This window comes from Halomonas sp. AOP25-F1-15 (assembly GCF_052378675.1).
GTDB lineage: Bacteria > Pseudomonadota > Gammaproteobacteria > Pseudomonadales > Halomonadaceae > Vreelandella > Vreelandella casei.
In genome coordinates, this window is sequence record NZ_JBQSXV010000008.1 from 122,718 (window position 1) to 149,378 (window position 26,661).

Genomic DNA, 26,661 nt, shown 5'->3' on the forward strand with positions numbered 1-26,661 from the left:
GAGGTAAGCCCTATGCATGACGATAATCACCAGGACGAGTGGTCATTGGAGACGCTGGCGATCCGGGCAGGTCATCAGCGCACCTTTGAGCAGGAGCACTCTGAGCCTATTTTTCCAACGTCCAGCTTTGTCTACGAAAGTGCTGCGGAAGCCGCGCGTAAATTCGGTGGACAAGAGCCTGGTAACGTTTATTCGCGCTTCACCAACCCCACGGTGCATACGTTTGAACGGCGTCTAGCGGCACTTGAAGGTGGCGAGCGCTGTGTGGCGACAAGCTCCGGTATGTCAGCGATTCTATCTACCGCGCTGGCGCTACTCTCTGCCGGTGATGAAATTGTTGCTTCTCGGTCGCTGTTTGGTTCCACGGTGAGTCTGTTCGATAAATACCTAGGAAAACTAGGTATCAAGACACGCTATGTAGAGCTTTCCAATCTCTCTGCCTGGGAAGCTGCAATTACGCCAAAGACGCGGTTATTGTTTGCTGAAACGCCGTCTAATCCGCTTTCTGAGATCGCCGATATCTCGGCCCTAGCCGCGTTAGCTAAGCAGCATGATGCGCTGTTAGCGATTGATAACTGCTTTCTTACTCCGGCACTTCAGCAGCCGCTGGCGCTTGGCGCGGATTTAGTCATTCACTCAGCAACCAAGTACTTGGATGGTCAAGGCCGCGCAATTGGCGGCGCCGTGGTAGGTAGCCATACGTTGCTTGAAGAAGTGTTTGGCGTAGTGCGTACGTGCGGCCCATGCTTGAGTCCTTTCAATGCGTGGATTTTTACCAAAGGTTTAGAAACCTTGTCACTGCGTATGAAGGCACATTGTGAAAACGCCTTGATACTTGCACGCTGGTTACACGCCCACCCGGCGGTGACTAAGGTGTATTACAGCGGTTTGGAAGAACATCCACAGCATGCGTTGGCCAAGCAGCAGCAAAAAGGCTTTGGCGCAGTGCTAGGTTTTGAAGTGCAGGGTGGTCAAGAGGGCGCTTGGCAGGTTATTGATGCGACTCGAATGCTTTCTATTACGGGTAATTTAGGGGATGTTAAAACCACTATTACGCATCCAGCTACGACCACACATGGGCGTCTTTCTGATGCTCAAAAAGCCTCAGCGGGAATTACGCCGGGACTCATTCGCGTTGCGGTTGGGCTTGAGAGCCAAGCGGACATTCAGCGCGATTTAGCTCGCGGTTTAGATGCACTAATGGCCAAAACAGTCTAAAAGACCGATGACCTACCTAAGTGTTTTGAAACGACTCAACCCCACCAGAAGTGGGGTTGTTTGTTTTCCAGCGGCACTGGCATGATTTACGAAGCGCCACTGGATATCGGCTTGGATAAGAACCGACAGCGATCTCTATTACGAATTTCTAGACGTCAATTCAGTAAGGGCGATGTCTTTTCCGCCATTACCTTGATATTGAGCCGTTGATTTTGGGTGGCTAACCGCATTTTTTGCACCACCGCCATTCACGGCAGTTAAATCGCTTGGCGTCATGTTGCGCTCGGTAATTGTTTGGTGCTGAACCTGGGAAGTAGCGTGAGCGACTTCATTGAATTCATCCGAGCCTCTTTCTGCCAGTGCGGCACCAGAGAAAAGCGTTAGAGCGATGGCGGCGGCTGCGGTAAATTTGTTCATGATAGTTAACCTCATTGGCGTGCTTTAATATGTAATGGTGGCGATTTCGCCATGTTCGTTTTCGAACATGTTACCATTGTAAGCCTGCTAATAAAATATAAAAATTGATTTAAATTGCATTTATCATTCTATATTTTAGAATGAATTGAGTCATGGTTCTTACGATTAAGCTTTATGTCCACCCAGGTCAATGTGGCCACTGTGTTGCTGATAGCTATTGCTAGCGAGCTAATCAATGATTTTTACGAATGGTTTTTGCTGGTTTTTTCAGCAGATTCCACTAGCGCTAATGGGTATGCTAACTGCTGATAAATGATTAGCCTTCAGTAGGCACCAGTCGTCACAGTAGACAGTTGTCAATAAAGTGAGGAATAACCAATGTGGCGTAACACGCAGCGCGGCTGGGGTATTGTTAGTATTTTGCTTCACTGGCTAAGTGCTTTGGCCATTATTGGTTTATTTGCACTAGGCTGGTGGATGACGGGGTTGGGCTATTATGATTCTTGGTATAATCAAGGCCCATGGATACACCGCTCAATTGGTATTTTGCTCTTGTTCGCCACTTTAGGGCGCTTAGTGTGGCGTTTATTCCAGCCCACACCCCGGCTAGAAGGTCGTCGCTTAGAAGTGATTGCTGCCCACTTAGGGCATATCGGGCTATATGCGGCTGTGCTATTGGTCATGGTCAGTGGCTACTTAATTTCTACCGCCAATGGTCGCGGCGTCAGCGTCTTTGGTTGGTTTGAAGTGCCTGCGTTACTGCAAAATTTTCCCAATCAGGCAAGCCTTGCAGGCGACGTGCACTGGTATAGCGCCCTAACGCTGATGCTTTTAGCAGCGGGCCATACGCTTGCCGCGCTAAAACACCACTGGTTTGACCGTAATAAGACTCTGGTGCGTATGATGAATCCTGTTCACGCCCAGCGCAGCGCTCGCGGCGTAAACTGATTTGATACATTTTGGGCTGCTGGCACTCAGAAAAAAGCGCTGCCGGTTGCTATGTTCTCTAAATAATATACGTTTTTTGTAAACACGCGACGGCCTTGAGCCAACGCAGTGACTTTCCAATAAGTAGTGACTTTTCAATAAAGAGAGGAATTATCAATGATGTTTAAAAAGACCGCATTTGCATCTGCTATTGCCGCGCTCGCACTGGTGCCATTGAGCCAAGCGCAGGCTGCTGATTACCAGCTTGATACAGAAGGTCAGCATGCGTTTGTGCAGTTTAAAATTAGCCACCTGGGTTTTTCTTATCTTTTAGGTAGTTTTGAAAAATTTGACGGTCAGTTTTCTTACGATTCTGAAGACCTTGATGCATCCTCTGCTGAAATCGAAGTTCAGGTTGATAGCTTGAACAGCAATCACGCTGAGCGTGATCGTCATATCTTGAGCGGCGACTTTCTGAACGCAAGCGAGTTTCCGACGGCTACTTTCACCTCGACAGGGTTTGAGTCAACGGGTGAAGACGAAGGCGTGCTAACGGGTGACCTAACGCTGCATGGTGAAACTCAAGAAATCGAAATGCCGGTGACGCTACTGGGTGAAGGCGATGACCCGTGGGGCAATTCTCGCGCCGGCTTTGAAGGCACCACCACGTTGTTGCTGAGCGATTACGGCATCGACATGAGCGATTTCCCTGAAGCGATGCATGAAGTTGAGCTCTATGTGACTTTCGAAGGCATTCGTCAGTAATTAAGTACTGTAGTACTTGCGCCATCGCCCCTTAAAAGGGCGGTGGCGTTTTACGTTAAGTCAATGATGTATTAACGCCTGTATGTATTAACCCTCGTATATATTAACCCCTGTAGTAAGAGTAAGGAGAGACTGCTTGGTAGCCGTTATGCATCAAAAAGAGTTGGCCACAACCCTATGGCGCCAAACGTGGCCTATGGCCATTGGCGTGCTGGCGCTATTGGGTTTTCAACTGGTTGATAGCGCGTTCATTGCTCGTTTGGGAACCGCGCCATTGGCAGCTCAGTCGTTTACCTTTCCGCTGTCATTTTTGATTATTGGTATTCAGGTAGGAATGGGTATCGCTATTGCCGCGCTTATATCCCGGGCGCTGGGCTCTGGAGAAGAAGAGCGTGCCAGGCGCCTAAGCAGCCTAGTGTTGATGGCCGGCGGTGGAGTAATTGGCTTATTGGCAATCATTTTGTGGCTATTTCATGTGCCTATTTTTCAACTGCTGGGAGCGGATGAAACGACGCTATCCTATATCCGTGTCTACTGGGGGCCTCAGCTGCTATCTACATGGTTAGGTGCGCTGCTGTATTTTAGCTATAGCGTATTTCGCGCCCATGGAGACACTCGGTTACCGGGTAAAATGATGGTGCTCAGCAGTCTTATCAACCTGGTTCTTGATCCTTTGTTTATTTTTGGTGTAGGTGATTGGCAGGGCTGGGGGTTGCCAGGCGCTGCTTGGGCTACCGCGATTGCTTTCTCGGTAGGGCTGGCGATCACAGGTTTGAAACTGGCCCGCCGCCAGTGGGCATCCTCAGAAGGATTGTGGCTAGAGACAAAACAGTCATGGCGGCCGTTTACTGGGATCGCCGCTCCGGCCATGGTCAGCCAACTGATGCCACCCTTAGCGGCCATGTTGGCTATCTCTGTGGTTGCAGGCCTGGGTGAAAGCGAAGTAGCCGCCTGGGGGCTGGCGAGCCGTTTGGAAACGCTTTCGCTAATGGTGATTTTGGCAATGACAATGTCACTGCCACCGTGGCTAGGGCGCTGCTATGGAGCGAACGACTGGGGGCAAATACACCAACTGATGAAATTAGCTATCAAAGTGGCGCTGTTTTGGCAGCTAGGCCTTGGCGTGGTGCTGGCGCTTGGCGCTCCTTGGCTGGCCATGGCGTTAGCAGGCAATCCAGATGTACAAAGTGAGCTGACGCTGTTGATCCGCTTCCTACTGCCTAGCTATGCCGCTCTTGGCGTCTGCATGTTAGTGGTATCTGCCGGTAATGCCCTGGGTTGGCCGTTGCGCGCGATGCTTTTGTCCAGTGCGCGACTATTTGTTTGCTACCTACCTTGCCTATGGGTGGGGTCTCAGCTCTTCGGCTGGTGGGGGCTAGCGGCCGGTGGGGCAGTGGGAAATCTGCTGGCAGGTTTAATGGCTTGGCGAGTGCTAACGCGTATTTTATCCCGCCCACACCGGCAGGCGGGATTCGTCAATTAGCGTTTTCGAACTGACTCTTGAAACGAAAAATATAAAAATAGTAACGCCATCGCTAAGTAGCCCATTACAAATTCGGGTGCGGCGTTAAAGGTGAGTTTAGGCGCATGCATTAAGCCGATAAACGAAAAGCCTGCTGCAATAGCCGCAAAGACTGCCGCGCGTTTGAACTGGTGATCGATGACTGACACCGTCATGGCGCCCAGCAAGATTGCCATAAACATAGCGCCTTGACCCATGACCACAATGGCGCTGGAAATGTCGCTAACCACTTCGCCAGCGCCACGGTTGAAGCGTGTCATCACATAGTTTGCGAAGTAGGGCAGCATGGCTAACGCAACAGCAGGATAGTAGCGTGTATCGTTGGCCTGAAACGCCGTCGCAATCATCGACATGCCCACAAAGACTAAAATAGGCGCGACCACCGAAACGGGAATAATCGCTGCCAGCGCGGCAATTAATCCAAACATAGTTGCAAGCGCATAGACGGCTCCATTGAGCAGGCTATAGCCTCGCCCTGCGCCCATCCACTTGGCGCCCACCGTTGCAATGTATACCGTGGTCGGGAACACGCCGCCAAATAGTGCTCCAATCATGGTGCCTACACCGTCCACTGCCTGGCACTCGCGTACATCATATTTGTCGCCGGCCGCTTCCATTGCCTCTACGTTATTCATTGTTTCAATAGCGTTATAGAGCGTGATGGGCAGCACTACCGTTAGTATGGCGAGCATGCTCGTTAGCAACAGCCCCAACCCTTCAAACCATGCCAAGTTAGGCAATAATGGGTAGAACCCTAGGTGAGTGAAAGCATCGCTAAAGCGCTCTGTGTCCGCATCGCCAATTAAATAGGCCATGGTCGTGCCGACGATAATTGCAAACAGGGATGCGGGCAGCTTGAAAGGCATGCTGACCCGCGCGACTAGGCCGACGATGATGATCGCTAACACCAGCAAGCCTATGATCGGCATTTCAAGCGTCTTAAATAGCATTTCACCGGCGATGAATGTGAGTGCGACACCCGCAACGGCTCCAAGCATGGCGGCACGAGGCAGGTGATGCTGCACCCAACGGCCGATAATGCTAATGGCAGCTTCGATGCCACCACTGATAAAACAGGCGGCCACGGCGACTTTCCAGGCCATTTCCGCATCGCCGGTAAGCTGCTTAGCGGGCAGTAAAACACCGAATAAAAACACGAACATAACGGGGGTTGATATGCCGTAAGACAGCGCCGTCACATCAGCGCGGTTTTCTTTATGCGCCAGCCTTGTCGCACTCCAGGCATAGTAAAAATTTCCCACCATCACGGCGACTGCGGCGCCAGGCAATACCTGTCCATAAACAATGGAGGAGGGGAATCCCATGCCTAGCATCGTAATGGCGATGATAACGAAATTGGCAATATTGTTTTGAAACAGCGCGAAGAACGCGTCGGTATCTTCTTTTTTATACCAAGGATAGTGGGTGCTAGCAGCCGCCATGATAGGCCTCTAAAGTGTGATGATTGTTTACAAGGCTTCGCTGAGTGTGCCGAGGAATTGACTAATCGGTCAGGCGTTGCGTTGCAATGAGCGCCGCACGGGCGCCCCAGGCTCTGGCGGCAAGCGCGTAATTGTACACAAGTCGATATGGCATCCCAAGATACAAAAATGCCCAGGCATTGCCTGAGCATTTAGCGCATTACAAAACGTAATGCTAGTCGTTGACGGCAGCAATAGCTTTGGCAAGGTAGGGCAGGTTCTCATTAGAAAACCCCGCTACGTTGGCACGGCCTGAACGCACCATGTAAATGCCAAATTCATCGCGTAGGCGATCGACCTGTTCCGGCGTTAGGCCAGTGTAGGAGAACATGCCGCGCTGTTCAGCAACGCACGCATATTTCTGGTCCAGCCCGTAAGGCTTCAGTGCTTCAACAAAATCGCGGCGCAGGGTATTGATGCGGTCGCGCATTTCGGTCAGCTCTTCACGCCACATCGCGGTAAGCTCTGCGTCATGTAGAATTTCGCTGACAATAGAGCCGCCGTGAGCCGGTGGGTTGGAATAGTTTTCCCGAGCAACGATTGCCGCCTGTGAGCGGATGTTGCCCATCTGCTCGCTATCTTTAGCCACCATGATCAAGCAGCCGGTGCGCTCACAGTAAATGCCGAAGTTTTTCGAGCAAGAACTGGTAATAATGACTTCATCAAGATTTTCAGCCAGCAAGCGAACGCCGTAAGCGTCTTCTTCTAAACCTTCGCCAAACCCTTGGTAAGCAAAATCGATTAGCGGTAGTAGCTTACGCTCGTGAACAATCTCTAATACTTCCTGCCACTGATCATGGGAAAGATCAAAGCCAGTCGGGTTATGGCAGCAGGCGTGCAGCACAACGACATCGCCCTGTGGAATGCTTTTTAGCGCGGCGCGCATACCGTCAAAATCCAGACGGTTATCGGGATCCACATAGGGATACTTGTGAAGCTCAATACCCGCGGCGGTGAAAATGCCGTGGTGGTTTGGCCACGTGGGGTCGCTGACCCAAATGCCTTTGCCTGGCAGCTGCGATGCGATGAAGTCAGCCGCTAGGCGCAGGGCGCCGGTACCACCGGGTGACTGGGTAGCGCTGGCACGATTGGCTTTTAATACGGAGGAGTCAGCGCCAAATACCATGGGCAGCACTACTTCGCCATAGCTTGGGGCACCGTGAGAGCCAATATACGTTTTCGTCGTTTCATTCTTGAGCAGGCGAGCTTCTGCTTCCTTCACGGCACGCATTACCGGTGTATTGCCCTGAGTGTCGCGGTAAACACCAACACCTAAATCCACTTTTTGTGGATTGGTATCTTTTTTGAAAGCTTCGATCAGCCCGAGAATGGCGTCTCCTGGGACTCGCTCAATATGCTCAAACATTTAATCGGCTACCTCGTCAGTTCTGGCGGCAAGAATGAAGTCATTTAGTTGCAGGCCTTTAATAGTGTGGGTCCACCATGTAACGGTGGTTTTGGCCCACTCCGTGATAATAACGGGATGATGGCCAGCCTGCTCTGCAATATCGCCAACGCGCTGAGTGAATGCCAGGGCGCTAGCAAAATCGCGAAACTTAAAGCATCGCGACAGCTTCATGATGCCATCGTGCTCGACAATCTGCCACTGGCTAAGGCTTTTTAGCCGTGTGAATGCCTCTTTTGGACTCAGCGGTGGCACATTCTTACTGCATGGTTCACAGATTAGGCTGGCGAGCTTTTCCATGATGGAGCTCCTGCTGCTGTGAGGAAATGATGAGCGATAAGACGGCTTATTTATCGAACTATTAGTGTCACTATCAGCGTAGAAGACGAACGCAGTCGCGGCCTACGCTTTTTGCGCTATACAGCGCCTGATCGGCTCGCTCAATGAGGCTCGTTAAAGGCTCGCCGCAGCGGTACTCGGCAACCCCTATGCTCAGCGTTACATGGCCTGCCCCATAGCAAAGTCATGCGCACTAATTTATTCGAGGCGTTATCGGTATTTAATGATAAAATTAATTACTTTTTAATATATAGAATCTAATTTTTATTCCTCGAGGTGGTTTCTTGGAAGCAGGACGACAGCACGGTGATCAGCCATATGGCTGGGTGAGTTTGGTCGGAGCCGGCCCTGGTGACCCAGAATTACTGACGCTCAAGGCCTATAAACGCCTGCAAGCGGCCGAAGTGGTGCTCTATGACCGCTTAGTTAGTGATGAAATTCTGGCGTTTATACCTAGCGAAGCGCAGCGCTACTATGTTGGCAAGGCTCGTTCGCTGCATAGCGTGCCTCAAAATGAGATTAATCAAGCGTTGGTGGCGTGGGCTCATCAAGGGAAGCGCGTCGTACGCCTCAAAGGCGGTGACCCATTTATATTTGGCCGAGGAGGCGAGGAGCTAGAAGCGCTGCGGGCCGCCAAGGTTAGCGTGGAAGTCATTCCTGGCGTCACGGCAGCCTCAGGCTGCGCCGCTTATGCGGGTATTCCGCTTACCCATCGGGACCATGCGCAGTCGGTTCGGTTTGTTACCGGACACTTGCAACAGGGGGAATGCGAGCTTGACTGGGATGCACTTGCCCGACCCGCGCAAACGCTTGTGTTCTATATGGGGTTAGGCAGCGTTAGAGTCATTAGTCAGGCGCTGATAGAGCACGGACTGTCACCAGAAACGCCGCTTGCGCTTATCGAGCAAGGCACTACGCGTCAGCAGCGCACGCACGTGGGAACCCTTTCATCGCTGCCCGATGCTTTCTTGGCGGGCGACATAAAACCACCTACGCTGCTTATAGTCGGCAGCGTGGTGTCATTACACACGACCCTTGCATGGTTTGACGTGCTGGAGGGACAGGCGTCAGGCTTTCATGAAGGTAAACATTCACCTTAGTCAGCAGCATTAGCTTTTAAGCTAAGCGGTAGCCCGGCCGTCGCATGGCTATAAGAGTTTACTAACAGACTGGCTAGATGCAGTGAGCTGTGTATGCTGAAAGGGTAATCGTCCGCCGCTAGGGAATCACTGTTGCTAAAGCATTTCTTCAGTTTGGACACACCTTGGCTTGCCAATCTAAGCGTAGATCATAGAGGAACGCATAATGTCAGAAGACAATCATTCAGATAACCATTCAGACAATCTGCCGCCAGCCAACAAGCCGGAGCCGGAGCCGGTCAAACAAGCGGATATGAAAGCGCTCTTTCAAGACAATCGAGTAAAAGCCATTGCAGGCATCGCGTCAATCGCGGTTATTTGGGCAATCATGGCGCAGTCTAATGCGAGCACACGTCAAGATCGTGTCGATAGCCTTGAAGAGCAACTAGCAAGTGCTGAGCAAGAAAACAGTCAGATGAAACAGCGCGTTAGCGAAATTGATGAAGCCGAAACGAATCTCGCTACGTTGCAGGAAGAGCGGGATTCCTTGCAGGCACAGCAGGATGAGGCTAACGCTGCGCTCCAGAGTGCTCAGGGTGACGTCAGCGAGGTTCAGACGCGCTTAGAAGAGCTTGAAGCTGAGCGGGATAAGCTGCAAGAAGAGATTTCAGCATTGAATGAGCAGTTAGAAAATGCTGAAAACGATATGACGGGACTGCGCGAAGAGCGAGACGAAATCGCCAACACCCGTGACGAAGCAGAAAGTAATTTGCAGCAGGTTGAGGAAGCTCGCCAGAGCGCTGAGGATGCCCGTCAAGAGGCCGAAGCTGCACGCCAGCAGGCTGAAGAGCAGCGTCACCAAGCGGTAGACGATTTAAGTGCTAAGGAAGAAGAGCTGTCTGCACTGGAAGAGCAGATTAGCCAAACGACCGAGCAGCAAACTAGCCTAAATGAGGACGTTTCCACTGCTCAGGGTGAGCTTGACGATTTGATGACGGCTCTAGACGCTGGACGCGAAGAAGTGGCGAGTGTCGAGAGTAATCTTGAGGAGCGTGAAAGTCAGCTGCAGCGTTTAGAGAGCCAGCTAGGTGAATGGCGTGATGAGCTTTCCACACTAGACAGCCGCTTAGCGGATGCAGAAAACTCAGTCAGCGAAGCCGCAGCAACTTCGCAAGACAGCTCTGATGAAGAGAATACGCCTGACAATAGCGATGAAAGCGCCAACGATAGCGACGGCGGCAGTCAAGAATCAGAGCAGAATGCTGGCTGAAACGTGACTAAGCGCTTACCCTTTATCGCTAAGCGCTGATGCTGAAAATAAGAGCGGATGCCGGGCAACCGGCGTCCGCTTTTTGCTTGTTGGTTTATGATTGTTGCGCTGAGGAGTATCATTCACTCAACGATTAATCTAAGGGGCTATTTTAATTAAGCGCCTAACAATGAAAGGAGTGCCATTGGATGGATGGGGTTAAGCATATTATTGCAGTGGCATCAGGCAAAGGCGGCGTGGGTAAATCTACCGTCACCGTTAATTTGGCGCTGGCGTTAGCCGCACAGAATTATCGCGTGGGCGTTCTTGATGCTGATATTTACGGACCCAGCCAAGCACAAATGCTCGGTGTTAAAGAGGGCGTACGCCCACAGGCCGCGGCCAATAATAAATTCCTACCGCTTGAGGCCCATGGTATTCAAGCCATGTCGATGGCTTTTATGGTTAACACCCGTGAGCCAATGGTATGGCGTGGACCGATGGTGGTGGGTGCCTTTCAGCAGATGTTGACGCAAACCCAATGGGATAACCTAGATTTTCTGCTGATTGACATGCCCCCAGGCACCGGTGATATCCAGCTAACGCTGGCGCAAAAAGTGCCGGTAGCAGGCGCCGTGATCGTCACAACGCCGCAAGATATTGCTCTATTAGATGCCCGTAAAGGGATTGAAATGTTCCGCAAAGTTAACGTGCCGGTGTTGGGCGTTGTTGAGAACATGAGTCTTTACCACTGTGAAAATTGTGGCCATGAAGCAGCTATTTTTGGTACCGGAGGCGGTGATAGCATTGCCCAAGAGTACGATACCCAAGTGCTTGGACGGCTGCCATTAACGCTTTCTATCCGTGAGTTAACGGATTCAGGCAGGCCGAGCGTCGTATCTGAGCCAGAAGGTACGGTGAGCCAAACCTTTGCAGCGATTGCCAAAAAAGTAGCCGAAGCGGTAAACATGAGCCAAAACGAAGGCCCTACCATTTCCTTTAGCGAGTGATAACGTACTAGATGAGTATCAAATCTGATAACTGGATTCGTCGCATGGCCAAAAGCGATGCAATGATCGAGCCGTTCGAGGCTGAACAGGTGCGCTATGTGAACGATCAGCGCGTCATTTCCTATGGCACATCAAGCTACGGATACGACGTTCGCTGTGCTGATGAATTCAAAGTGTTTACTAATATTCACTCGGCGATTGTCGATCCTAAAGCCTTTGACGCGAAAAGCTTCGTCGATATTAAAGGCGACGTTTGTGTTATTCCGCCAAACTCATTCGCATTAGCGCGTACGGTAGAATACTTTCGCATTCCGCGTAATGTACTCACTATTTGCTTAGGTAAATCTACCTACGCGCGCTGTGGCATTATTGTTAACGTCACGCCGCTTGAGCCTGAGTGGGAAGGCCATGTAACGCTTGAGTTCTCTAATACGACGAATTTGCCTGCGAAAATCTATGCTCATGAAGGCGTTGCGCAGATGCTATTCTTAGAGTCCGATGAAGTATGCGCTACTTCGTATAAAGATCGTGGTGGCAAGTACATGGGCCAGCGCGGGGTTACGTTGCCGCGCACTTAAGGCTCGCTATGAAAAACGCCTGACGGAAGATCAATCTCCGTCAGGCGTTTTTTGTTTCAATTTTTTCAACTCAGTCCTGGCGCGTTTGCTGAACGCTATTACAGGTGCGATTCGTCGTCAGGCTCCTCATCAAGCTCTTCCGCCGCATCGGCATGGGAGAGGCGCATTCCGTATTCGGGTAGCAGCTGTCCGTCCATTTTGGCGCCATCTGCACTGAACTGCAGCCTGCCTTCTAAGAACCACTGTACCGCAATCGGATAAAGCAGATGTTCGCGCGAGCGTACCTTCTCTTGAAGCGTTTCTACCGTGTCATCAGTACTTACCTGTAGCTCGGCTTGTAATACCACCGGGCCGCCGTCTAGCTCTTCGGTCACAAAGTGGACACTGCAGCCGTGGCTTTCCACGCTGTCGGCCAGAGCCCGCGCGTGGGTATTAAGCCCCGGGTAGTTGGGCAGCAGCGACGGGTGGATGTTGAGCATACGTCCCAGGAAACGTTGCACAAAGCGAGGCGTTAAAATACGCATAAAGCCTGCCAGAATGATGAGATCCGGCTCGTGGCGTTCAATGACTTTAATCAATGCGCCATCATAGGCTTCGCGGCTGTCATATTCGCGATGGGGCAGCGCGACCGCTTCAATACCTGCTTCATGGGCTCGCTTTAAGCCGTAGGCATCAGCGATATTGGATATGACCGCAACGATTTCACCACCGCCTAAGCGGTCATGTGACTGAGCATCAATCAGCGCCTGCAGATTGCTGCCATTGCCAGAAACCAGTACAACGATACGTCGAGCACCGACAGGTTCTGGCGTTACGTCTTTAATGGTGTCGCTTTGGTAGTCCGTATTGGTCATGCCGGGAGGCTCTCCAGAATGACGGCTTCCTCTTGGCGTTTAACGATCTTGCCCAGGCGGTACACGGTTTCGCCCTGCGTTTCTAGGTAAGCGACTGCCTCATCCGCTTGTTGCTGTGAGACCACCACCACCATGCCAATGCCGCAGTTGAGGACGCGATGCATTTCGGTTTCGTTGACATTGCCGTGTGCCTGTAACCAATCAAACACGGCGGGGCGTGTCCAGCTATGAATATCAATGTGGGCAGCCAGGTCATCAGGCAGAACGCGGGGAATATTTTCCAGCAGCCCGCCACCGGTGATGTGCGATAGCGCGTGCACGGCGATATCACTTTCGCGCATTAAAGACAGCAGTGATTTAACATAGATGCGGGTAGGCGCCATCAGCGCATCGCCTAGGGTCGTACCGTCAATGTCGGTGTCGAGCGAGGCATTGCTAACATCAAGAATTTTGCGGATCAGCGAGTAGCCGTTGGAGTGCGGGCCTGATGATGCAAGGCCCAACACAACGTCGTTTTCAGAGACTTTACTGCCATCCAAAATGTCTGCTTTTTCAACGACGCCGACGCAAAAGCCTGCTAAATCATAGTCGCTACCTTCATACATCCCCGGCATTTCGGCGGTTTCGCCACCGACTAACGCGCAACCCGCCAGTTCGCAGCCAGCGCCAATTCCGGTGACAACGTCGGCAGCAATATCCACATCGAGCTTACCCGTGGCATAGTAGTCAAGAAATAGCAGTGGCTCGGCGCCGGCGACGATCAAGTCGTTGACACACATCGCGACTAAATCAATCCCAATGGTGTCGTGTTTGCCAAGATCCATGGCTAGGCGCAGCTTGGTACCGACTCCATCGGTGCCTGAGACAAGAACGGGCTGCCGGTAGCCTGCCGGTATTTCGCACAGGGCGCCAAAGCCGCCAAGTCCACCCATTACTTCTGGGCGAGTAGTGCGCTTGGCAACGTGTTTAATGCGGTCAACCAGGGCGTTACCGGCATCAATATCGACGCCTGCGTCCTTGTAGCTGAGGGAAGGAGTAGCCGAAGAAGAAGAGGTCTCGGTCATGACAGATCCTGTGAAGCAAATAGCGGTGCTGGTAGTGCTGGCGACATGGCCAGTGCTGGACGATAACTGAAGCGGATTGTAACACTCAGTGGCGCAGGCCGCACCGCTGTGAAACATGTTGAAAAGCTTACGAGCAGGTTTTGCTGATATACGGCATAGTAACGCTTAGTGAAAATGATCGATTTAAATCCATATTTGAGAGGGAAGCATGCGCAATTCTTGGTGGGGTGTCCTGTTTTTGGTAGTGATAGGCGGTTCTATATATTTGCTAGATTCAGTGCTGATGCCTTTTATTGCTGGGATGATTCTCGCTTATTTGGCCGACCCGCTGGCTAATCGCTTCCAGCGCTGGGGTATGAATCGGCCCCTGGCGGTGAGTAGTGTGTTTTTAGTCCTGCTCATCATTCTAGTGGTGAGTTTACTGATATTGATACCGCTGGTTGTTCAGCAACTTAAGCAGTTGGGAGAAGCTATTCCGAGTATTTTCAACTGGGTCGAAAACATACTGGCTCCCCAGGTGCAGGAGTGGACAGGTTATGACTTGACCGCAGAGTTAACCAATGCCCGTGAAACGCTCGCTGAGAACTGGCGCGATGCGGGTGGTTATTTAGCGCAGGCACTGGGCCAGATTGGTCGTTCGGGGATGGCGTTTGCGTCCTGGGTGACTTACGTTGCATTGATTCCCGTGGTGACTTTTTATCTACTTTTAGACTGGAATCGGTTGCTCGACAATATTGCTAATTTAATCCCCCGTCAGTGGGCTGATGATACCTTTCGCTTAGCGCGCCGCTGCGATGATGTACTTTCCTCATTTTTACGCGGACAGCTGCTGGTCATGCTCTGCTTAGGGATTATTTATGCAGTAGGTTTGACGCTGATGGGGCTTAACTTCGGCCTGCTGATCGGCTTCGTATCCGGGCTGGTGAGCATCGTACCGTTCTTGGGTTTTATTGTCGGCTTGGTGATCGCGCTTGTGGTGGCGCTCTTTCAATACGCCACGTGGTGGGCTGTGGTGGGCGTAATTTTAGTCTTCAGCATTGGTCAAATGGCTGAGAGCGTGGTACTTCAACCTAAGCTGTTGGGCGATAAAATTGGCCTACATCCGGTAGCGGTTATCTTTGCCGTGTTGGCGGGTGGAAAGCTGTTTGGTTTAACCGGGGTATTGTTGGCACTACCGGTGGCTGCGGTGATTTTGGTGCTGCTTAAAGAAGTCAAAGTACGCTATCAGCACAGCGAGCTGTACGACGATAAAAATACCGACGATCAGCCAAAAATTATCGAGGTAAGTTCGTCATATCATGATGAGTTGAGTCGTGATGATAAACGGGAGTCACCATGAGCCGAACACCGGCACAGCTTCCTCTGGGCATTGGTTTACGTGATGATGCCACGTTTAATAACTACTATGCGGGGCGTGCGAACGCTTCGCTAGTAGAGCATGTCACCCAGCAGCTAACGGTAGAGGGTGAGCAGTTTCTATACCTGTGGGGGGCGCCTGGCGTAGGGCGCAGTCACCTGCTTCAAGCGGCCTGTCACGCAGCGTCAGATGCAGATAAGCGCGCGCTGTATTTGCCGCTGGGCGACTTAGGCCACTTTCCGCCGCTGATGCTGGAAGATATCGAGCGGCTGGATCTTGTGGCTATCGATGATTTGGAGTGCGTAATCGGGCGCAAGCGCTGGGAAGAGGCCCTGTTTCACGCTTTTAATCGGCTGCGGGACGCAGGTAAAAGGCTATTGATTGTTGCTAATGCCTCTCCACGCCAATTAAATGTGCAGTTGCCTGATCTCGCTTCGCGGTTAACCTGGGGGGTTACTTTTCACGTTCATCCGCTAGATGACGACAGCGAGCGTTTGGCTGCTCTAAAGCTACGTGCCAGCGTGAGAGGCATACAGCTACCCGACGACGTGGGTCGCTATATTCTACATCGAGGCCCGCGTGAGCTAGGTGAGCTTTGTCGTGCGGTTGAAACGCTTGATAAGGCGTCGCTGACGGCTCAGCGTAAACTGACGATACCGTTTGTAAAGTCTGCCCTGGGTTGGTAAGGACTGGTTTATCAATAGGGGTAAAAAATGATTCGACAACCACTAAAACGCCACCGTAGGCAGGGCCTGCGGTGGCGTTTTAACGAGCTGGTTCACCCGCTTATAATATGGGTAAAGCGTTAAGCGGTTTTGCTCATTTTGCTAGCGGCGGTTTGCGCTTGCTTGACATTGTCTTCAGTCAATTTTTGGCTTTTCTGAATAAAATCCTGCTGCAATGACACTACTTTATCTGCATCGCCCTTAGCGCGCTCGGCCAATTCTTTAGCAACGTTTTGCTGGCTTTCCATATAGCTACGCAGGCCTTCCGCGTCTTTTACGTTCATCATCTGACGCATCTGCGCGATGCCTGTGTCTGTATAGGCTTTGCTGGCATCCATCTGAGCATTGATCATTTTTTCAGCGTAATCAACGCTTAATGTCATAAAAGCACGTGCAGGCGCCATAAACATATTGTCAAACTGCTGGGTCATTTCATTCGTATTAACAGTATTCATATCCATTCCCTCTAGGGTTGCAACAGCACGGCCAGAGACAGCACTGCTAAAATAGATTGCCAGAAACAGCCATCCAGAGGTGGGTACTGCTTACGTACTGGCATCTATACGCGTTATCTTGCCATGCAGCATAGCAAAGACTTTTGTGCGGTGCAACATTGGCTTTAAACGCATGTGCTGAGCAGTTCGTTAAGACTTTATTGAAGACGTCTTTTTTTGAAGCAGGCTTTATTTGATAAGCGTTTGGCAACCCTTGGCGAACGATATCACGGCTTTGCGCTCAGACCAGGAGGAGTCGTCATATTCATAGGAGGACCAGCAATGGCAACACGTATTGAACGCGATAGCATGGGTGAGTTGGAAGTGCCCGCAGATGCCCTTTACGGTGCGCAAACGCAGCGAGCAATTAATAACTTTCCGGTTTCTCACACGCCCATGCCCCCGGCCTTTATTCATGCGGTTGTTCGCATCAAATTAGCCGCAGCACGTGTCAATCAAGCATCGGGGGAGCTTGATAATGAGCGGGGAGAAGCGATCCAGAAAGCTGCGCGTGAAGTGCTAACCGGTATTCATGATCAGCATTTTCCCATTGATGTGTTTCAAACCGGCTCAGGTACCTCCTCTAACATGAACGTCAATGAGGTGTTGGCCAACCTGGCGTCCCGAGAGGGTGTCGACGTCACTCCCAATGATCACGTCAATATGGGGCAGTCGAGCAACGATGTGATTCCAACCGCTATTCATCTCTCGGCCGCCATTGGTGTGCATGAAACTCTCCGGCCCGCGCTGGTACATTTGCGTGACACGATTGACCGCCGTGCTAGTGAGCTAAGCCATATCGTTAAAACGGGCCGCACCCATTTAATGGATGCTATGCCGCTACGCATGGATCAAGAGCTAGGCGCTTGGTCAAGCCAGCTCAATCAAGCCATCGAGCGGTTTGATAGCGCAATGCAAAGGCTTTGCCGTTTAGCGCAGGGTGGCACTGCGGTGGGCACTGGCATCAATGCCCCTGATGGATTCGCTGAGCAGGTTGCTCAGGAACTCAGTGAACAGACGGGGTTAATGTTTGCTCCTAACGATAGTTTTTTTGCCAGTCTCTCGTCACAAGATGCGGCGGTAGAGCTGTCAGGGCAGTTAAAAGGTCTGGCCTGTGTGATTATGAAAATTGCCAATGATCTGCGCTGGATGAATTCAGGACCGCTGGCTGGGCTGGGTGAAATTGAGCTTGAGGCGCTGCAGCCCGGCAGCTCAATCATGCCGGGTAAAGTAAACCCTGTGATTCCCGAGTCAGCCGCTCAGGCCGCTGCACAGGTTATTGGCTTAGACGCGGCGATTACCGTTGCGGGACAAAGCGGTAACTTCCAATTGAATGTCATGCTGCCGCTAGTGGCTTCCAATTTGCTCACTTCAATTAACTTGATGAGCAATACTTCTCGACTGCTCGCTGATCGCGCAATTGCGACCTTTAAGGTGCGTGAAGAGAATCTGAAAGCGCCCCTGGCACGCAACCCTATTCTGGTAACGGCGTTAAATGGTGTGATTGGCTATAACGCAGCGGCCGCTATTGCCAAAAAGGCCTACCAGGCGGGTAGGCCGATCATTGATGTTGCTGAGGAGAATACAGACCTGGATAGGGAAACGCTTGAGCGCCTGTTAGATCCGGCCGTATTGACGCAAGGCGGTATTCCCGAGTAACCCGGCCTTTGGGGGGCGTCAGCAATTAGGTTTCTTGATGTTCGGTTTTGCCTTCTTGAATCGTTTCGCTGGCCTCTTCCTGTTCCTCTGCGCTGGCTTCGGGCGTTTCATGCTCGTCTTTGCGCGAGGGGCGATAGCAAAAGGTCGCGAGGATAGGGTAGTGATCTGAGCCGAAGTAGCTTAGGCGCTGCATGCCTACCAAGGTGAAGTGCTCGGTCACGAAAATATGGTCCAGAGGCCAGCGTAACATTGGATATTTAGCGTGGAAGGTGCTGAATAACCCGCGGCCTCGGCGTGGGTCGAGCATGCCGCCAACGCGACAAAAGAGCCGTGTTGTCCGTGACCACGCTACGTCATTAAGATCGCCAGCTACTAGCGTCGGCTGTGGGTTGTCATAAATCTTCTTGCCGACGAGTAACAGCTCCGCGTCGCGCCACAAAGATTTCTCACTCTCGCTGGGCGCAGGCGGGCGTGGGTGCAGTGCGTAGAGGCAAAGCTTATCGCCGTTTTCTAACGTGACGGTAGTATGAATAGACGGAATATCGTCTTGGATCAGCCACTCTATGGAAGTATTGGTTAGCTCCAAATGCGAGTAGAGGTGCATGCCGTAAAGATTGTCGAGCGGGATTTTAACGCTATTGGGCCAGTTTTCTTTCAATGCGGGGTCTAGCTGGTCTTCCCACCACTGATCAGACTCAAGCGTCAGTACGATGTCAGGCTGATGCTTGTTTATCATGTCGATAAGCGATTGGGCCTGCCGATTTGGCGTTAAAACGTTAGCGATTAGCAGCGTAATGGTGCGGCCTTTATCTGGACTTTCTGCCGCTTGAACCTGCACAGGCCAAAGCGGTGTCCATGGCAAGATGTAATAGGCCTGAACCAAAAAGGTAATGCCTGATGCGCCTAGTGCAATCCACTGCCAGCGTCCTGAATCAACAAAGTTAGCCGCCAGTATAAAGTCCGCGAGCGCTACGCATGCAATCTGTAAGCGTGGAAATTCAAAACTGCGAATCCACCACCAGTGCAATTCGATGCGCGCAATGAGCGTGGCTAATAACAGCGCGATGGCGATGCTTCCTAGCAAAATACCGAGCATGGCTTACCTCCCTATAGATAATGGCCATCATACTAAAATACTTAGCCTGCGATGTAATAATATAAGTGCACGGGTTAGACGATAATTTGTTATCGAGTGAGTCGTGCAAAGAAGCGAAGCAGAGCAGGGAAAAAGCTTGCAATTCAGTGGTAAGGACGTACAATTCGCATCCGTTGCTTGGCACGATTGTGTCTGCGAGCAGTGCCAGTAGGACCATAGCTCAGTTGGTTAGAGCGCCACGTTGACATCGTGGAGGTCGGCGGTTCAAATCCGCCTGGTCCTACCAAATTTTACAAGCATCAATTTTAGGACCATAGCTCAGTTGGTTAGAGCGCCACGTTGACATCGTGGAGGTCGGCGGTTCAAATCCGCCTGGTCCTACCAATTATCTCAAAACACCTCGTGCAATAACGCATGAGGTGTTTTTGTATTTGTGCTAGTTAGCTTCGGCGGTGAAATTGGGTAAATCAGTTTGCTGAATAAAGGTGGCAACAAGCGCTTCAATGCCAGCTTGATCTTGCTGCGTGAAGCGCCCGTGCAGTGGGCTATCTAAATCTAGTACGCCCCAGAGGTGGCCATTGACAACGATAGGAACCACGAGCTCGGAGCGTGAGTTGGCATCGCAGGCAATATGATCTTCAACTGCATGTACGTCGTCGATTCGCTGAGTGGTTTGCTGGCGCGCAGCGGCACCGCAGACACCTTTGCTGAAGGGGATCGGATGGCATGCAGGATGGCCTTGGAAGGGCCCCAGGCTGAGTACGTCAGATTGACGCTGAAGGTAAAAACCTACCCAGTTTAAATCGCTAAGCTGTTGAGCGATAAACGCGCCTGTCTGTGCGCTGTTGGTTAGCCAGTCCCGTGTGTCCAGCAGCGCTTCCAGCTGGCGGTTAAGCATCGAGAAATCGACTGTGGTTTGCATGTGGCTTCCTTGTTTAGAAACCGGATAAGACCGGTGTTTTTTTCAAAGCGCACAAAGCCGGCGCAGGGCCGGCTTAGCATATCTTTTTACTGCGAAGGAGGCAGTGCTTGGCGTTACTTAGTCCAGCCGGGAACGGCCGCGCCTTTGAATAACTCTTCCGCTTTTTCAATGACTTCATCACGCTGATAGGCATCGACCAGTTGGCGAATCTCTTCGCGCTCTTCATCACCCGCACGCACGGCGATCAGGTTGACGTAAGGCGACTCAGGGCCTTCTTTAATCAGGGCGTCATCAAGGCTTAAGCCCGCTGGCTGTGCAAAGGTATTGTTGATGAACGCCATGTCAACATCGGGCAGTACGCGCGGTAGCTGAGCTGCTTCAATTTCACGGAAGCGGAAGTTGCGCGGGTTTTCAGCAATATCGATAGGCGTTGCTTCAAGGAATTCCGGATCGTTAAGGGTGATCAGGCCTTCATTGTGCATCAAGATCAGCGCACGACCTTCGTTGGTCGGATCATTGGGTAGAGCAATTTGTGCGCCGTCAGGCAAGTCATCAATGCTGTCGTATTTCTCCGAGTAAGCGCCAATCGGATAAACGAAAGTGTAGCCTGCCACCGCGAGCTCGTAACCACGGTCGTTAATCATGGTGTCTAGGTAGGGTTCGTGCTGGTAGGCATTAGCATCTAAGCTGCCATCCGCGAGCGCAACGTTAGGTGTGACGAAGTCAGTAAATTCAATGATTTCGACATCAAGGTCGTATTCTTCTTTAGCGATGCGTGCCGCTACTTCCATTACTTCTGTTTCAGGGCCCGCAACGGTACCCATTTTGATGCTGCGAGTCTCTGCGTTGGCGACATTCACCGCAAGGGCTAGGACTGTCAGGCTACCGATAATGAGCTTTTGCATGGCGTTTCTCCAATCACGTTGTAGATAATGCTGCAATGATGCGGGAATAAAAACTCTGTGTCTAATTCGTTTTGGTTATATGTGGCCGAGTAATTATAATGGGCCAAATAAATAGCTACTTGCGATCACTTTTACGAACCAGGTAGTCGCCTAGGCTCTGGAAGCCTTGCACCATGATGACCAGAATCACGACCGTAATGAGCATAATGGTCGGGTTGAAGCGGTTATAGCCATAGCGTATGCCTAAATCGCCTAGGCCACCGCCACCGACTGCACCTGCCATGGCCGAGTAGCTCACCAGCGTTACGACGGTAATCGTTAAGCCCGTCATGATGCCGCCGCGAGCCTCTGGAATGAGTACTTTGCAAATGATCTGCCAGGGGGTGGCGCCCATTGCTTGTGCGGCTTCAATGAGTCCCGGTGAAAGCTCATTGAGCGCCGCTTCAACCAAGCGTGCAATAAACGGAATGGCGGCAATCGTTAGCGGCACCGAAGCCGCATTGATGCCAATCGACGTGCCAACAAGCATGCGCGTAAAAGGAATGATGGCCACCATCAAAATGATAAAAGGGATTGAACGGCCAATGTTAGTAATGACGCTAAGCGCTTGGTTAAGCACAGGCTTTGCTAATATTTGGCGGGGGCGCGTGACGTAAAGCAATACGCCTAGCGGTAGGCCAACCAGCGTTGAAATCAGCCCCGATATGGCCACCATGTAAAGAGTGTCCAGCGTGGCCTGTAAAATAAGATCAATCATTGCGCTGGACATAGCCAAGTACCTCTACCTGCAATTGATGAGATTCAAGATACGCCATGGCCTGCTGAGTTTGCGCCGCCGTACCTAATAGCTCTGCAATCATTAAGCCTAGGGTGCGTTCCTGAATAGATTCTACTTTAGCCTGCAAAATGCTGACGTCGACACCGCATTCGCGGGCAAGGCGCGAAATGAGCGGCGTTGAGACCGCGTCGCCCGAGAAGGTGAGACGGACTACAGGGTGAGTATTATGGCCGGGCGCGTCCATGAGTCGTTCAATCAGCTCTTTAGGCGGCGTTAGCTGCAGGAAATCATTGAGGAATTCTCGACCCAGCTGAGTGCGCGGCGCGGTGAAAAAGTCGCCCACTTCAGCGTCTTCAACCAGTTTGCCGTCAGAAATCAGGCTCACTCGATGGCAAATCGATTTCACCACCTCCATTTCATGAGTAATCAATAAGATGGTAATGCCAAGCTGACGATTAATGTCACGCAGCAGCTCCAGAATTGAGCTGGTAGTTTGCGGGTCGAGTGCCGAGGTCGCTTCATCGCAAAGTAGAACCTGCGGCTTGCTAGCCAGGGCACGCGCAATGGCAACGCGCTGTTTTTGTCCGCCAGAAAGCTGAGCAGGGTATTGATCGGCTTTGTCCGCCAGGCCAACCATTTCCAGTAGCGGAATAACGCGCTCAAGCACGGCGTGACGTTTTTGGCCCATTAGTTCAAGGGGAAGCGCGACGTTGTCGAATACTGTACGTGTGGTGAGCAAATTGAAGTGCTGAAAGATCATCCCAATTCGGTGGCGTGCACGATTAAGCTCTGCGTTGCTTAGGCGCGTCATTTCTTGACCATCTACCGTAACGCTGCCACTCGTGGGCCGCTCAAGTAGATTGACGCAGCGAATTAGCGTGGACTTGCCTGCGCCGGAAAGCCCAATGACGCCATGAATTGCGCCTTTCGGAACGCTGAGGCTGGCATTTTTGAGTGCATGGACAGCGTTTTTGTCGTTGCCCTTTCTTTTGCCGACAGAGGTGTTGCTGAAGTAGGTTTTACTGACGTTGCTAAGTTCAATCATAGCGTCTGCCTTAACGGTAGGCCGAAGACGGGTGCGGGGGTGCAAATTTCAAGTGGCCAAGGGGAGGGCTGAAAATAAAAAAAGCCACCCGCCTGGGTGACCATCAGCGCTGGACACACCCTATTAGCTGCACTTCACCTAACAATGGCTTGGCCAATAAGTAGGTGGACGCCCGCAATATGGGTACAAATCGGCGTCATTAAATTTGCGACCAAAGTTTAAATATGCCGACATGCCCTGTCAATCACATCCGTCTGATTGTATGTTTTAAGCTGGAAAAATAGCGATATTTCCTGACATTGGTCACTTTTTTCGTATTTTTCACTAATCAATATGCTTGGTCATATGTTTGGCTTGACTGGGTGAGAGGTTGCTTAGCCATTCAGCATTATCGGGTTAGCAGGCAATATATTGGAGAAGAGTGCGCAAGAGCGAGGCACCAGTAGTAAGCTTGTGCCCAGAATTCCGCTAGCGCTGAAATTTAGGAGATAAGAGCTTTATGTTTACTGGCATTGTGCAAGGGGTTGCGAAGGTAGTGGCAGTGCGTGAACTGGATGAGTTTCGCGTGCACATAGTTGAAATGCCTCTCTCAATGCGAGCGGGCCTTGAGATCGGCGCATCGGTTGCCCATAACGGAGTGTGTTTGACGGTAACGTCGATCGAGGGTGATAACGTAAGCTTTGATTTAATGCGCGAAACGCTGCGTTTGACCAATCTTGGTGCCATTACGCCAGGGCAGTGCGTCAATATAGAGCGGGCGGCGCGCTTTGGTGATGAAATTGGCGGGCACTCGATGTCGGGTCATATTATTTCTATGGCAGACGTGGTGGCGATTGAAGAGGCACCCAATAATCGTCGCCTGTGGTTTGCCCTTCCCGAACGGCTTGGCCGCTTCGTATTTGAGAAGGGCTATATCGGTGTCGATGGCATTAGCTTGACGATAGGCGACGTGCGCCAAACAGAGGCCGGTGCTGAGTTTAGCGTTAATTTAATTCCTGAAACGCTGGCACGCACTACTCTTCAAGACCGGGCGCCTGGGGATCAGGTCAATATTGAAATCGATCCACAAACGCAGGTCATCGTTGAAACTGTAGAGCGTATTCTGGCTACGCAGCCGCGGGTTTAACAGGTAGGCCTTCCATAGTAAGGCCTATAGCAGCGGTGATTATTATATTGGTGCGTTATGGAATTGACCAATTGGTTAGCCCATGGCCTGAAGATTGCTTGGCATTAAGCCGCGGGACTTTCTCGCGATTAGGGGCCGCTATGCTGGGGCGCTCGCATCACGTGGAGCGTTTCGGTAGTATGTGCGGCTTTTCTGGGCACCGGAACGCATGCTGATGCGGCGTTAGCGCTAAGGACAACAATATTCATGAAACGTCTGGATAACTACTTCAAGCTCTCCGAGCACAAAACCAATGTAAAGACAGAAGTTATCGCAGGGATCACCACGTTCCTGACGATGGCTTACATTATTTTTGTCAACCCAAGCATCCTTTCTGAAGCGGGGATGGATTACGGCGCAGTGTTTGTGGCCACCTGCTTAGCGGCGGCTATTGGTTGTTTCGTGATGGGACTGTGGGCTAATTACCCCATCGCCCAGGCGCCTGGTATGGGATTGAACGCTTTCTTTACCTATGGCGTAGTGCTAGGGATGGGCTACACCTGGGAAGCAGCGTTGGGAGCGGTGTTCTTTTCTGGTCTGACGTTCTTTTTACTCAGTATTTTCAGAATTCGCGAATGGATTATTAATGCCATTCCGATGTCGTTGCGGCTGGGGATTGCGGCCGGTATCGGGCTGTTCCTGGCGATGATTGCGCTTAAAAACGCAGGGATTGTCGTTGCTAATCCTGCCACCTTCGTTTCGCTGGGAGATCTCTCTCAGCCGCCGGCTATTTATGCCTTGCTGGGCTTCTTTGTTATTACCGCTCTCTCTTACCTGCGGGTAACCGGCGCAGTAATGATCGGTATTTTGGGCATCACCGTACTGGCGATGCTGCTTGGGCATAACCAGTACGGTGGATTAATGTCGATGCCGCCCTCCATTGCACCTACCTTTATGGCGATGGATTTGATGGGTGCGTTAGATGTAGCGATGCTCAGCGTGATTTTCGCTTTCTTGTTTGTGGACCTATTTGATACTTCGGGCACCTTAGTGGGCGTTGCTCATCGGGGTAAGCTGCTAGATAAAGATGGCAAGCTGCCCCGCATTGGTCGCGCCATGATGGCAGACAGTACCGCGTCTATGGCGGGTGCTGCGTTGGGTACTTCAACCACGACGAGCTATATTGAATCAACCGCGGGTATTGCCTCGGGCGGCCGTACCGGTTTGACCGCAGTAGTGGTTGGCGTGATGTTCCTTATCAGCCTGTTTTTTGCACCGCTAGCCGGCTCTATTCCTGCCTACGCCACCGCCGGTGCGCTGCTATACGTTGCGGTATTGATGGCGGGTAGCTTGGCGCATGCCAACTGGGATGACCCTACCGATGCCGCGCCGGTTTTGATTGCAGCCCTGGCGATGCCACTGACGTTCTCCATTGCTGAGGGGATTGCGCTGGGCTTTATTAGCTATGTTGCCATCAAAACATTGTCGGGCCGTTTCAGCGATCTGAATCCAGCTGTCATTATTTTGTCGCTGCTGTTTGCCGCGAGATATCTATTCATGGGGTGATGACCCCCTGATTTTGACTCTTTTCTACTGTTTTTTTACTACTTTTTCTACTAATCGATGAGAGGCGCGATGAGTATCTACGGCGACTACATTAAGTCCGTCATTCGCACGGTTCCTGACTGGCCTGAGCAGGGCGTAAATTTTCGTGATATCACTCCTTTGTTACAAAATAGCGCGGCTTTTCGCAAGCTGATTGATAGCTTTGTTCATCGTTATCAAGAAATGAACCTGGATGCCATCGCGGCCATCGATGCTCGTGGGTTTATCATTGGCGCACCGCTGGCATATGAATTGGGTTGCAGCTTTGTCCCGGTGCGTAAGAAGGGCAAGCTGCCGTTCAAAACCATCAGTGAAACGTACACGCTTGAGTACGGCCACTCGGAGGTCGAGCTACATTCCGATGCTTTCCAAAAGGATGACCGCATTCTGTTGATGGATGACCTGATAGCGACCGGTGGCACGATGATGGCAGCGGCAAATCTCATTCAACGCAGCGGTGGCAACGTCGTTGAGACAGCCACTATTATTGATCTGCCTGAGCTGGGTGGTTCACAGAAAATTCGCGATGCCGGTTACAGCGTATTCGCAGTTTGTTCTTTCAACGAAGACGAGTAATCCCCATGAGCAGCGACCGTTATCACCAACACTTCACTGTTTCCTGGGATCAGCTGCACCGCGATGTGCGTGCGCTTTGTCACCAGATGATCGAGCGTGATTTTAAAGGCATCGTGGCGATTACGCGTGGCGGTTTAATTCCTGCTGCATTAATTGCGCGGGAATTGGATATCCGGCTGATCGATACCGTGTGCATTAAAAGCTATGACCATATGGATCAGGGCGGTCTGGATATTATGAAGGGCGTCGAGCACGACGGCGACGGATGGCTACTGGTTGATGACTTAGTCGACACCGGTAAAACGGCGCGGGCAGTGCGTAAAATGCTACCCAAGGCGCACTTTGTCACTATTTATGCCAAGCCGGACGGCCGCCCCTTAGTCGATCAATATCTGACAGAAGTGGCTCAGCAGTGTTGGATCCAGTTTCCCTGGGACATGGGCGTCGCTTACGTTGAGCCGCTTGTTGATCAACTGAAGAGGTAAG

At 51.5% G+C, this 26,661-nt stretch carries 28 protein-coding genes and 2 tRNA genes; 17 read left to right on the top strand and 13 right to left on the bottom strand.

All coding sequences use genetic code 11. From position 1 onward, the window contains the following. The first annotated feature begins 12 nt into the window (after positions 1–12). On the top strand, positions 13–1,218 hold the full coding sequence (locus tag ACT3TF_RS15130) for an O-succinylhomoserine sulfhydrylase (RefSeq protein WP_096279687.1): 1,206 nt from the start codon (positions 13–15) through the stop codon (positions 1,216–1,218). Positions 1,219–1,356: 138 nt separating this feature from the next. Here ACT3TF_RS15130 and ACT3TF_RS15135 read toward each other — a convergent pair whose 3' ends face one another. Next, positions 1,357–1,635, bottom strand: coding sequence for a hypothetical protein (locus ACT3TF_RS15135; protein WP_096279689.1), 279 nt, complete (start codon positions 1,633–1,635; stop codon positions 1,357–1,359). 378 nt (positions 1,636–2,013) lie between these two features. Here ACT3TF_RS15135 and ACT3TF_RS15140 point away from each other — a divergent pair, with 378 nt between their 5' ends. From ACT3TF_RS15140 to ACT3TF_RS15150, 3 genes are all read left to right on the top strand, one after another. Then, the gene (locus tag ACT3TF_RS15140; RefSeq protein ID WP_096279691.1) at positions 2,014–2,583 is read left to right on the top strand and encodes a cytochrome b; all 570 of its coding nucleotides are present in this window, start codon (positions 2,014–2,016) and stop codon (positions 2,581–2,583) included. 159 nt (positions 2,584–2,742) lie between these two features. Beyond that, a complete protein-coding gene (locus ACT3TF_RS15145) occupies positions 2,743–3,327 on the top strand; it encodes a YceI family protein (RefSeq protein WP_096282348.1) in 585 nt (194 codons plus the stop codon). 148 nt (positions 3,328–3,475) lie between these two features. After that, on the top strand, positions 3,476–4,810 hold the full coding sequence (locus ACT3TF_RS15150; RefSeq protein ID WP_096282349.1) for an MATE family efflux transporter: 1,335 nt from the start codon (positions 3,476–3,478) through the stop codon (positions 4,808–4,810). Here ACT3TF_RS15150 and ACT3TF_RS15155 read toward each other — a convergent pair. The 4 genes from ACT3TF_RS15155 to ACT3TF_RS15170 form a co-directional block, all read right to left on the bottom strand. Continuing rightward, positions 4,807–6,291, bottom strand: a complete 1,485-nt coding sequence (locus tag ACT3TF_RS15155; protein ID WP_096279693.1) for a uracil permease — start codon at positions 6,289–6,291, stop codon at positions 4,807–4,809. The two genes, ACT3TF_RS15150 and ACT3TF_RS15155, sit on opposite strands and share 4 nt — an antisense overlap. 214 nt (positions 6,292–6,505) lie before the next feature. Next, the gene (locus ACT3TF_RS15160; RefSeq protein ID WP_444625594.1) at positions 6,506–7,696 is read right to left on the bottom strand and encodes an amino acid aminotransferase; all 1,191 of its coding nucleotides are present in this window, start codon (positions 7,694–7,696) and stop codon (positions 6,506–6,508) included. Beyond that, positions 7,697–8,035 (bottom strand): 4a-hydroxytetrahydrobiopterin dehydratase, encoded by a 339-nt coding sequence (locus ACT3TF_RS15165; protein ID WP_096279697.1) that lies wholly within the window; start codon positions 8,033–8,035, stop codon positions 7,697–7,699. 73 nt (positions 8,036–8,108) lie between these two features. Further along, positions 8,109–8,231 (bottom strand): diguanylate cyclase domain-containing protein, encoded by a 123-nt coding sequence (locus tag ACT3TF_RS15170; protein ID WP_407647811.1) that lies wholly within the window; start codon positions 8,229–8,231, stop codon positions 8,109–8,111. Between the two features lie 127 nt (positions 8,232–8,358). Between ACT3TF_RS15170 and cobA the strand changes: the two genes are divergently transcribed. From cobA to dcd, 4 genes are all read left to right on the top strand, one after another. Next, positions 8,359–9,174 carry a uroporphyrinogen-III C-methyltransferase gene (gene cobA / locus ACT3TF_RS15175; protein WP_444672457.1) on the top strand — a complete coding sequence of 272 codons (816 nt, stop codon included), beginning with the start codon at positions 8,359–8,361 and terminating at the stop codon, positions 9,172–9,174. 205 nt (positions 9,175–9,379) lie between these two features. After that, a complete protein-coding gene (locus ACT3TF_RS15180; protein WP_444672458.1) occupies positions 9,380–10,423 on the top strand; it encodes a kinesin in 1,044 nt (347 codons plus the stop codon). Positions 10,424–10,611: 188 nt separating this feature from the next. Then, positions 10,612–11,412, top strand: coding sequence for an iron-sulfur cluster carrier protein ApbC (apbC, locus tag ACT3TF_RS15185; protein WP_096279701.1), 801 nt, complete (start codon positions 10,612–10,614; stop codon positions 11,410–11,412). Between the two features lie 11 nt (positions 11,413–11,423). Beyond that, positions 11,424–11,990 carry a dCTP deaminase gene (dcd, locus tag ACT3TF_RS15190; protein WP_096279703.1) on the top strand — a complete coding sequence of 189 codons (567 nt, stop codon included), beginning with the start codon at positions 11,424–11,426 and terminating at the stop codon, positions 11,988–11,990. Positions 11,991–12,088: 98 nt separating this feature from the next. On the opposite strand, the gene purN is transcribed toward dcd, so the two are convergent. Both purN and purM read right to left on the bottom strand, forming a co-directional pair. Further along, positions 12,089–12,844, bottom strand: coding sequence for a phosphoribosylglycinamide formyltransferase (gene purN / locus ACT3TF_RS15195; RefSeq protein WP_096279705.1), 756 nt, complete (start codon positions 12,842–12,844; stop codon positions 12,089–12,091). After that, complete coding sequence (purM, locus tag ACT3TF_RS15200; RefSeq protein WP_444672459.1) at positions 12,841–13,908, bottom strand: phosphoribosylformylglycinamidine cyclo-ligase; 1,068 nt, start codon at positions 13,906–13,908, stop codon at positions 12,841–12,843. The genes purN and purM overlap by 4 nt, the downstream gene beginning before the upstream one ends. A gap of 208 nt (positions 13,909–14,116) precedes the next feature. Here purM and ACT3TF_RS15205 point away from each other — a divergent pair, with 208 nt between their 5' ends. Together ACT3TF_RS15205 and hda are read left to right on the top strand one after the other, a co-directional pair. After that, positions 14,117–15,247: an AI-2E family transporter gene (locus ACT3TF_RS15205; RefSeq protein ID WP_096279709.1), complete on the top strand. Its 1,131-nt coding sequence runs from the start codon at positions 14,117–14,119 to the stop codon at positions 15,245–15,247. Beyond that, positions 15,244–15,951, top strand: coding sequence for a DnaA regulatory inactivator Hda (gene hda, locus ACT3TF_RS15210; RefSeq protein ID WP_096279711.1), 708 nt, complete (start codon positions 15,244–15,246; stop codon positions 15,949–15,951). Before ACT3TF_RS15205 ends, hda begins: the two co-directional genes overlap by 4 nt. A 119-nt stretch (positions 15,952–16,070) precedes the next feature. Here the strand turns inward: hda and ACT3TF_RS15215 are convergent, their stop codons facing one another. Continuing rightward, a complete protein-coding gene (locus ACT3TF_RS15215) occupies positions 16,071–16,445 on the bottom strand; it encodes a phasin family protein (RefSeq protein WP_096279713.1) in 375 nt (124 codons plus the stop codon). A 321-nt stretch (positions 16,446–16,766) separates the two neighbouring features. On the opposite strand from ACT3TF_RS15215, the gene ACT3TF_RS15220 reads away from it, so the two are divergent. Next, the gene (locus tag ACT3TF_RS15220; protein WP_096279715.1) at positions 16,767–18,143 is read left to right on the top strand and encodes a class II fumarate hydratase; all 1,377 of its coding nucleotides are present in this window, start codon (positions 16,767–16,769) and stop codon (positions 18,141–18,143) included. Positions 18,144–18,168: 25 nt separating this feature from the next. Here the strand turns inward: ACT3TF_RS15220 and ACT3TF_RS15225 are convergent, their stop codons facing one another. Further along, a complete protein-coding gene (locus ACT3TF_RS15225; RefSeq protein ID WP_441684296.1) occupies positions 18,169–19,239 on the bottom strand; it encodes an endonuclease/exonuclease/phosphatase family protein in 1,071 nt (356 codons plus the stop codon). A gap of 209 nt (positions 19,240–19,448) precedes the next feature. Between ACT3TF_RS15225 and ACT3TF_RS15230 the strand changes: the two genes are divergently transcribed. Together ACT3TF_RS15230 and ACT3TF_RS15235 are read left to right on the top strand one after the other, a co-directional pair. Next, positions 19,449–19,525 (top strand) — tRNA-Val (locus tag ACT3TF_RS15230). A 21-nt stretch (positions 19,526–19,546) separates the two neighbouring features. Continuing rightward, positions 19,547–19,623 (top strand) — tRNA-Val (locus ACT3TF_RS15235). Positions 19,624–19,675: 52 nt separating this feature from the next. On the opposite strand, the gene ACT3TF_RS15240 is transcribed toward ACT3TF_RS15235, so the two are convergent. From ACT3TF_RS15240 to ACT3TF_RS15255, 4 genes are all read right to left on the bottom strand, one after another. Further along, positions 19,676–20,161, bottom strand: coding sequence for a GAF domain-containing protein (locus ACT3TF_RS15240; protein WP_444672460.1), 486 nt, complete (start codon positions 20,159–20,161; stop codon positions 19,676–19,678). 113 nt (positions 20,162–20,274) lie between these two features. Beyond that, complete coding sequence (locus ACT3TF_RS15245; protein WP_096279721.1) at positions 20,275–21,066, bottom strand: MetQ/NlpA family ABC transporter substrate-binding protein; 792 nt, start codon at positions 21,064–21,066, stop codon at positions 20,275–20,277. Positions 21,067–21,181: 115 nt separating this feature from the next. Beyond that, on the bottom strand, positions 21,182–21,835 hold the full coding sequence (locus tag ACT3TF_RS15250; protein WP_096279723.1) for a methionine ABC transporter permease: 654 nt from the start codon (positions 21,833–21,835) through the stop codon (positions 21,182–21,184). Then, positions 21,816–22,889 carry a methionine ABC transporter ATP-binding protein gene (locus ACT3TF_RS15255; protein WP_096279725.1) on the bottom strand — a complete coding sequence of 358 codons (1,074 nt, stop codon included), beginning with the start codon at positions 22,887–22,889 and terminating at the stop codon, positions 21,816–21,818. Before ACT3TF_RS15255 ends, ACT3TF_RS15250 begins: the two co-directional genes overlap by 20 nt. A 499-nt stretch (positions 22,890–23,388) precedes the next feature. Here ACT3TF_RS15255 and ACT3TF_RS15260 point away from each other — a divergent pair, with 499 nt between their 5' ends. The 4 genes from ACT3TF_RS15260 (at position 23,389) to gpt (ending at position 26,660) form a co-directional block, all read left to right on the top strand. Next, complete coding sequence (locus tag ACT3TF_RS15260) at positions 23,389–24,015, top strand: riboflavin synthase subunit alpha (RefSeq protein ID WP_444625590.1); 627 nt, start codon at positions 23,389–23,391, stop codon at positions 24,013–24,015. Between the two features lie 246 nt (positions 24,016–24,261). Beyond that, entirely contained in the window at positions 24,262–25,560 is a 1,299-nt protein-coding gene (locus ACT3TF_RS15265) for an NCS2 family permease (protein ID WP_096279729.1), read from the top strand. 69 nt (positions 25,561–25,629) lie between these two features. Further along, entirely contained in the window at positions 25,630–26,175 is a 546-nt protein-coding gene (locus tag ACT3TF_RS15270) for an adenine phosphoribosyltransferase (RefSeq protein ID WP_096279731.1), read from the top strand. A 5-nt stretch (positions 26,176–26,180) separates the two neighbouring features. Continuing rightward, positions 26,181–26,660 (top strand): xanthine phosphoribosyltransferase, encoded by a 480-nt coding sequence (gpt, locus tag ACT3TF_RS15275; protein WP_096279733.1) that lies wholly within the window; start codon positions 26,181–26,183, stop codon positions 26,658–26,660. Position 26,661: the final 1 nt, after the last annotated feature.

Excerpts from the sequence above, each read along its gene's own strand:
- ACT3TF_RS15130 (WP_096279687.1), top strand. The coding sequence starts at position 13 with ATGCATGACGATAATCACCAGGACGAGTGGTCATTGGAGACGCTGGCG.
- ACT3TF_RS15135 (WP_096279689.1), bottom strand. The coding sequence starts at position 1,635 with ATGAACAAATTTACCGCAGCCGCCGCCATCGCTCTAACGCTTTTCTCT.
- ACT3TF_RS15140 (WP_096279691.1), top strand. The coding sequence starts at position 2,014 with ATGTGGCGTAACACGCAGCGCGGCTGGGGTATTGTTAGTATTTTGCTT.
- ACT3TF_RS15145 (WP_096282348.1), top strand. The coding sequence starts at position 2,743 with ATGTTTAAAAAGACCGCATTTGCATCTGCTATTGCCGCGCTCGCACTG.
- ACT3TF_RS15150 (WP_096282349.1), top strand. The coding sequence starts at position 3,476 with ATGCATCAAAAAGAGTTGGCCACAACCCTATGGCGCCAAACGTGGCCT.
- ACT3TF_RS15155 (WP_096279693.1), bottom strand. The coding sequence starts at position 6,291 with ATGGCGGCTGCTAGCACCCACTATCCTTGGTATAAAAAAGAAGATACC.
- ACT3TF_RS15160 (WP_444625594.1), bottom strand. The coding sequence starts at position 7,696 with ATGTTTGAGCATATTGAGCGAGTCCCAGGAGACGCCATTCTCGGGCTG.
- ACT3TF_RS15165 (WP_096279697.1), bottom strand. The coding sequence starts at position 8,035 with ATGGAAAAGCTCGCCAGCCTAATCTGTGAACCATGCAGTAAGAATGTG.
- ACT3TF_RS15180 (WP_444672458.1), top strand. The coding sequence starts at position 9,380 with ATGTCAGAAGACAATCATTCAGATAACCATTCAGACAATCTGCCGCCA.
- apbC (WP_096279701.1), top strand. The coding sequence starts at position 10,612 with ATGGATGGGGTTAAGCATATTATTGCAGTGGCATCAGGCAAAGGCGGC.
- dcd (WP_096279703.1), top strand. The coding sequence starts at position 11,424 with ATGAGTATCAAATCTGATAACTGGATTCGTCGCATGGCCAAAAGCGAT.
- purN (WP_096279705.1), bottom strand. The coding sequence starts at position 12,844 with ATGACCAATACGGACTACCAAAGCGACACCATTAAAGACGTAACGCCA.
- purM (WP_444672459.1), bottom strand. The coding sequence starts at position 13,908 with ATGACCGAGACCTCTTCTTCTTCGGCTACTCCTTCCCTCAGCTACAAG.
- ACT3TF_RS15205 (WP_096279709.1), top strand. The coding sequence starts at position 14,117 with ATGCGCAATTCTTGGTGGGGTGTCCTGTTTTTGGTAGTGATAGGCGGT.
- hda (WP_096279711.1), top strand. The coding sequence starts at position 15,244 with ATGAGCCGAACACCGGCACAGCTTCCTCTGGGCATTGGTTTACGTGAT.
- ACT3TF_RS15215 (WP_096279713.1), bottom strand. The coding sequence starts at position 16,445 with ATGAATACTGTTAATACGAATGAAATGACCCAGCAGTTTGACAATATG.
- ACT3TF_RS15220 (WP_096279715.1), top strand. The coding sequence starts at position 16,767 with ATGGCAACACGTATTGAACGCGATAGCATGGGTGAGTTGGAAGTGCCC.
- ACT3TF_RS15225 (WP_441684296.1), bottom strand. The coding sequence starts at position 19,239 with ATGCTCGGTATTTTGCTAGGAAGCATCGCCATCGCGCTGTTATTAGCC.
- ACT3TF_RS15240 (WP_444672460.1), bottom strand. The coding sequence starts at position 20,161 with ATGCAAACCACAGTCGATTTCTCGATGCTTAACCGCCAGCTGGAAGCG.
- ACT3TF_RS15245 (WP_096279721.1), bottom strand. The coding sequence starts at position 21,066 with ATGCAAAAGCTCATTATCGGTAGCCTGACAGTCCTAGCCCTTGCGGTG.
- ACT3TF_RS15250 (WP_096279723.1), bottom strand. The coding sequence starts at position 21,835 with ATGTCCAGCGCAATGATTGATCTTATTTTACAGGCCACGCTGGACACT.
- ACT3TF_RS15255 (WP_096279725.1), bottom strand. The coding sequence starts at position 22,889 with ATGATTGAACTTAGCAACGTCAGTAAAACCTACTTCAGCAACACCTCT.
- ACT3TF_RS15260 (WP_444625590.1), top strand. The coding sequence starts at position 23,389 with ATGTTTACTGGCATTGTGCAAGGGGTTGCGAAGGTAGTGGCAGTGCGT.
- ACT3TF_RS15265 (WP_096279729.1), top strand. The coding sequence starts at position 24,262 with ATGAAACGTCTGGATAACTACTTCAAGCTCTCCGAGCACAAAACCAAT.
- ACT3TF_RS15270 (WP_096279731.1), top strand. The coding sequence starts at position 25,630 with ATGAGTATCTACGGCGACTACATTAAGTCCGTCATTCGCACGGTTCCT.
- gpt (WP_096279733.1), top strand. The coding sequence starts at position 26,181 with ATGAGCAGCGACCGTTATCACCAACACTTCACTGTTTCCTGGGATCAG.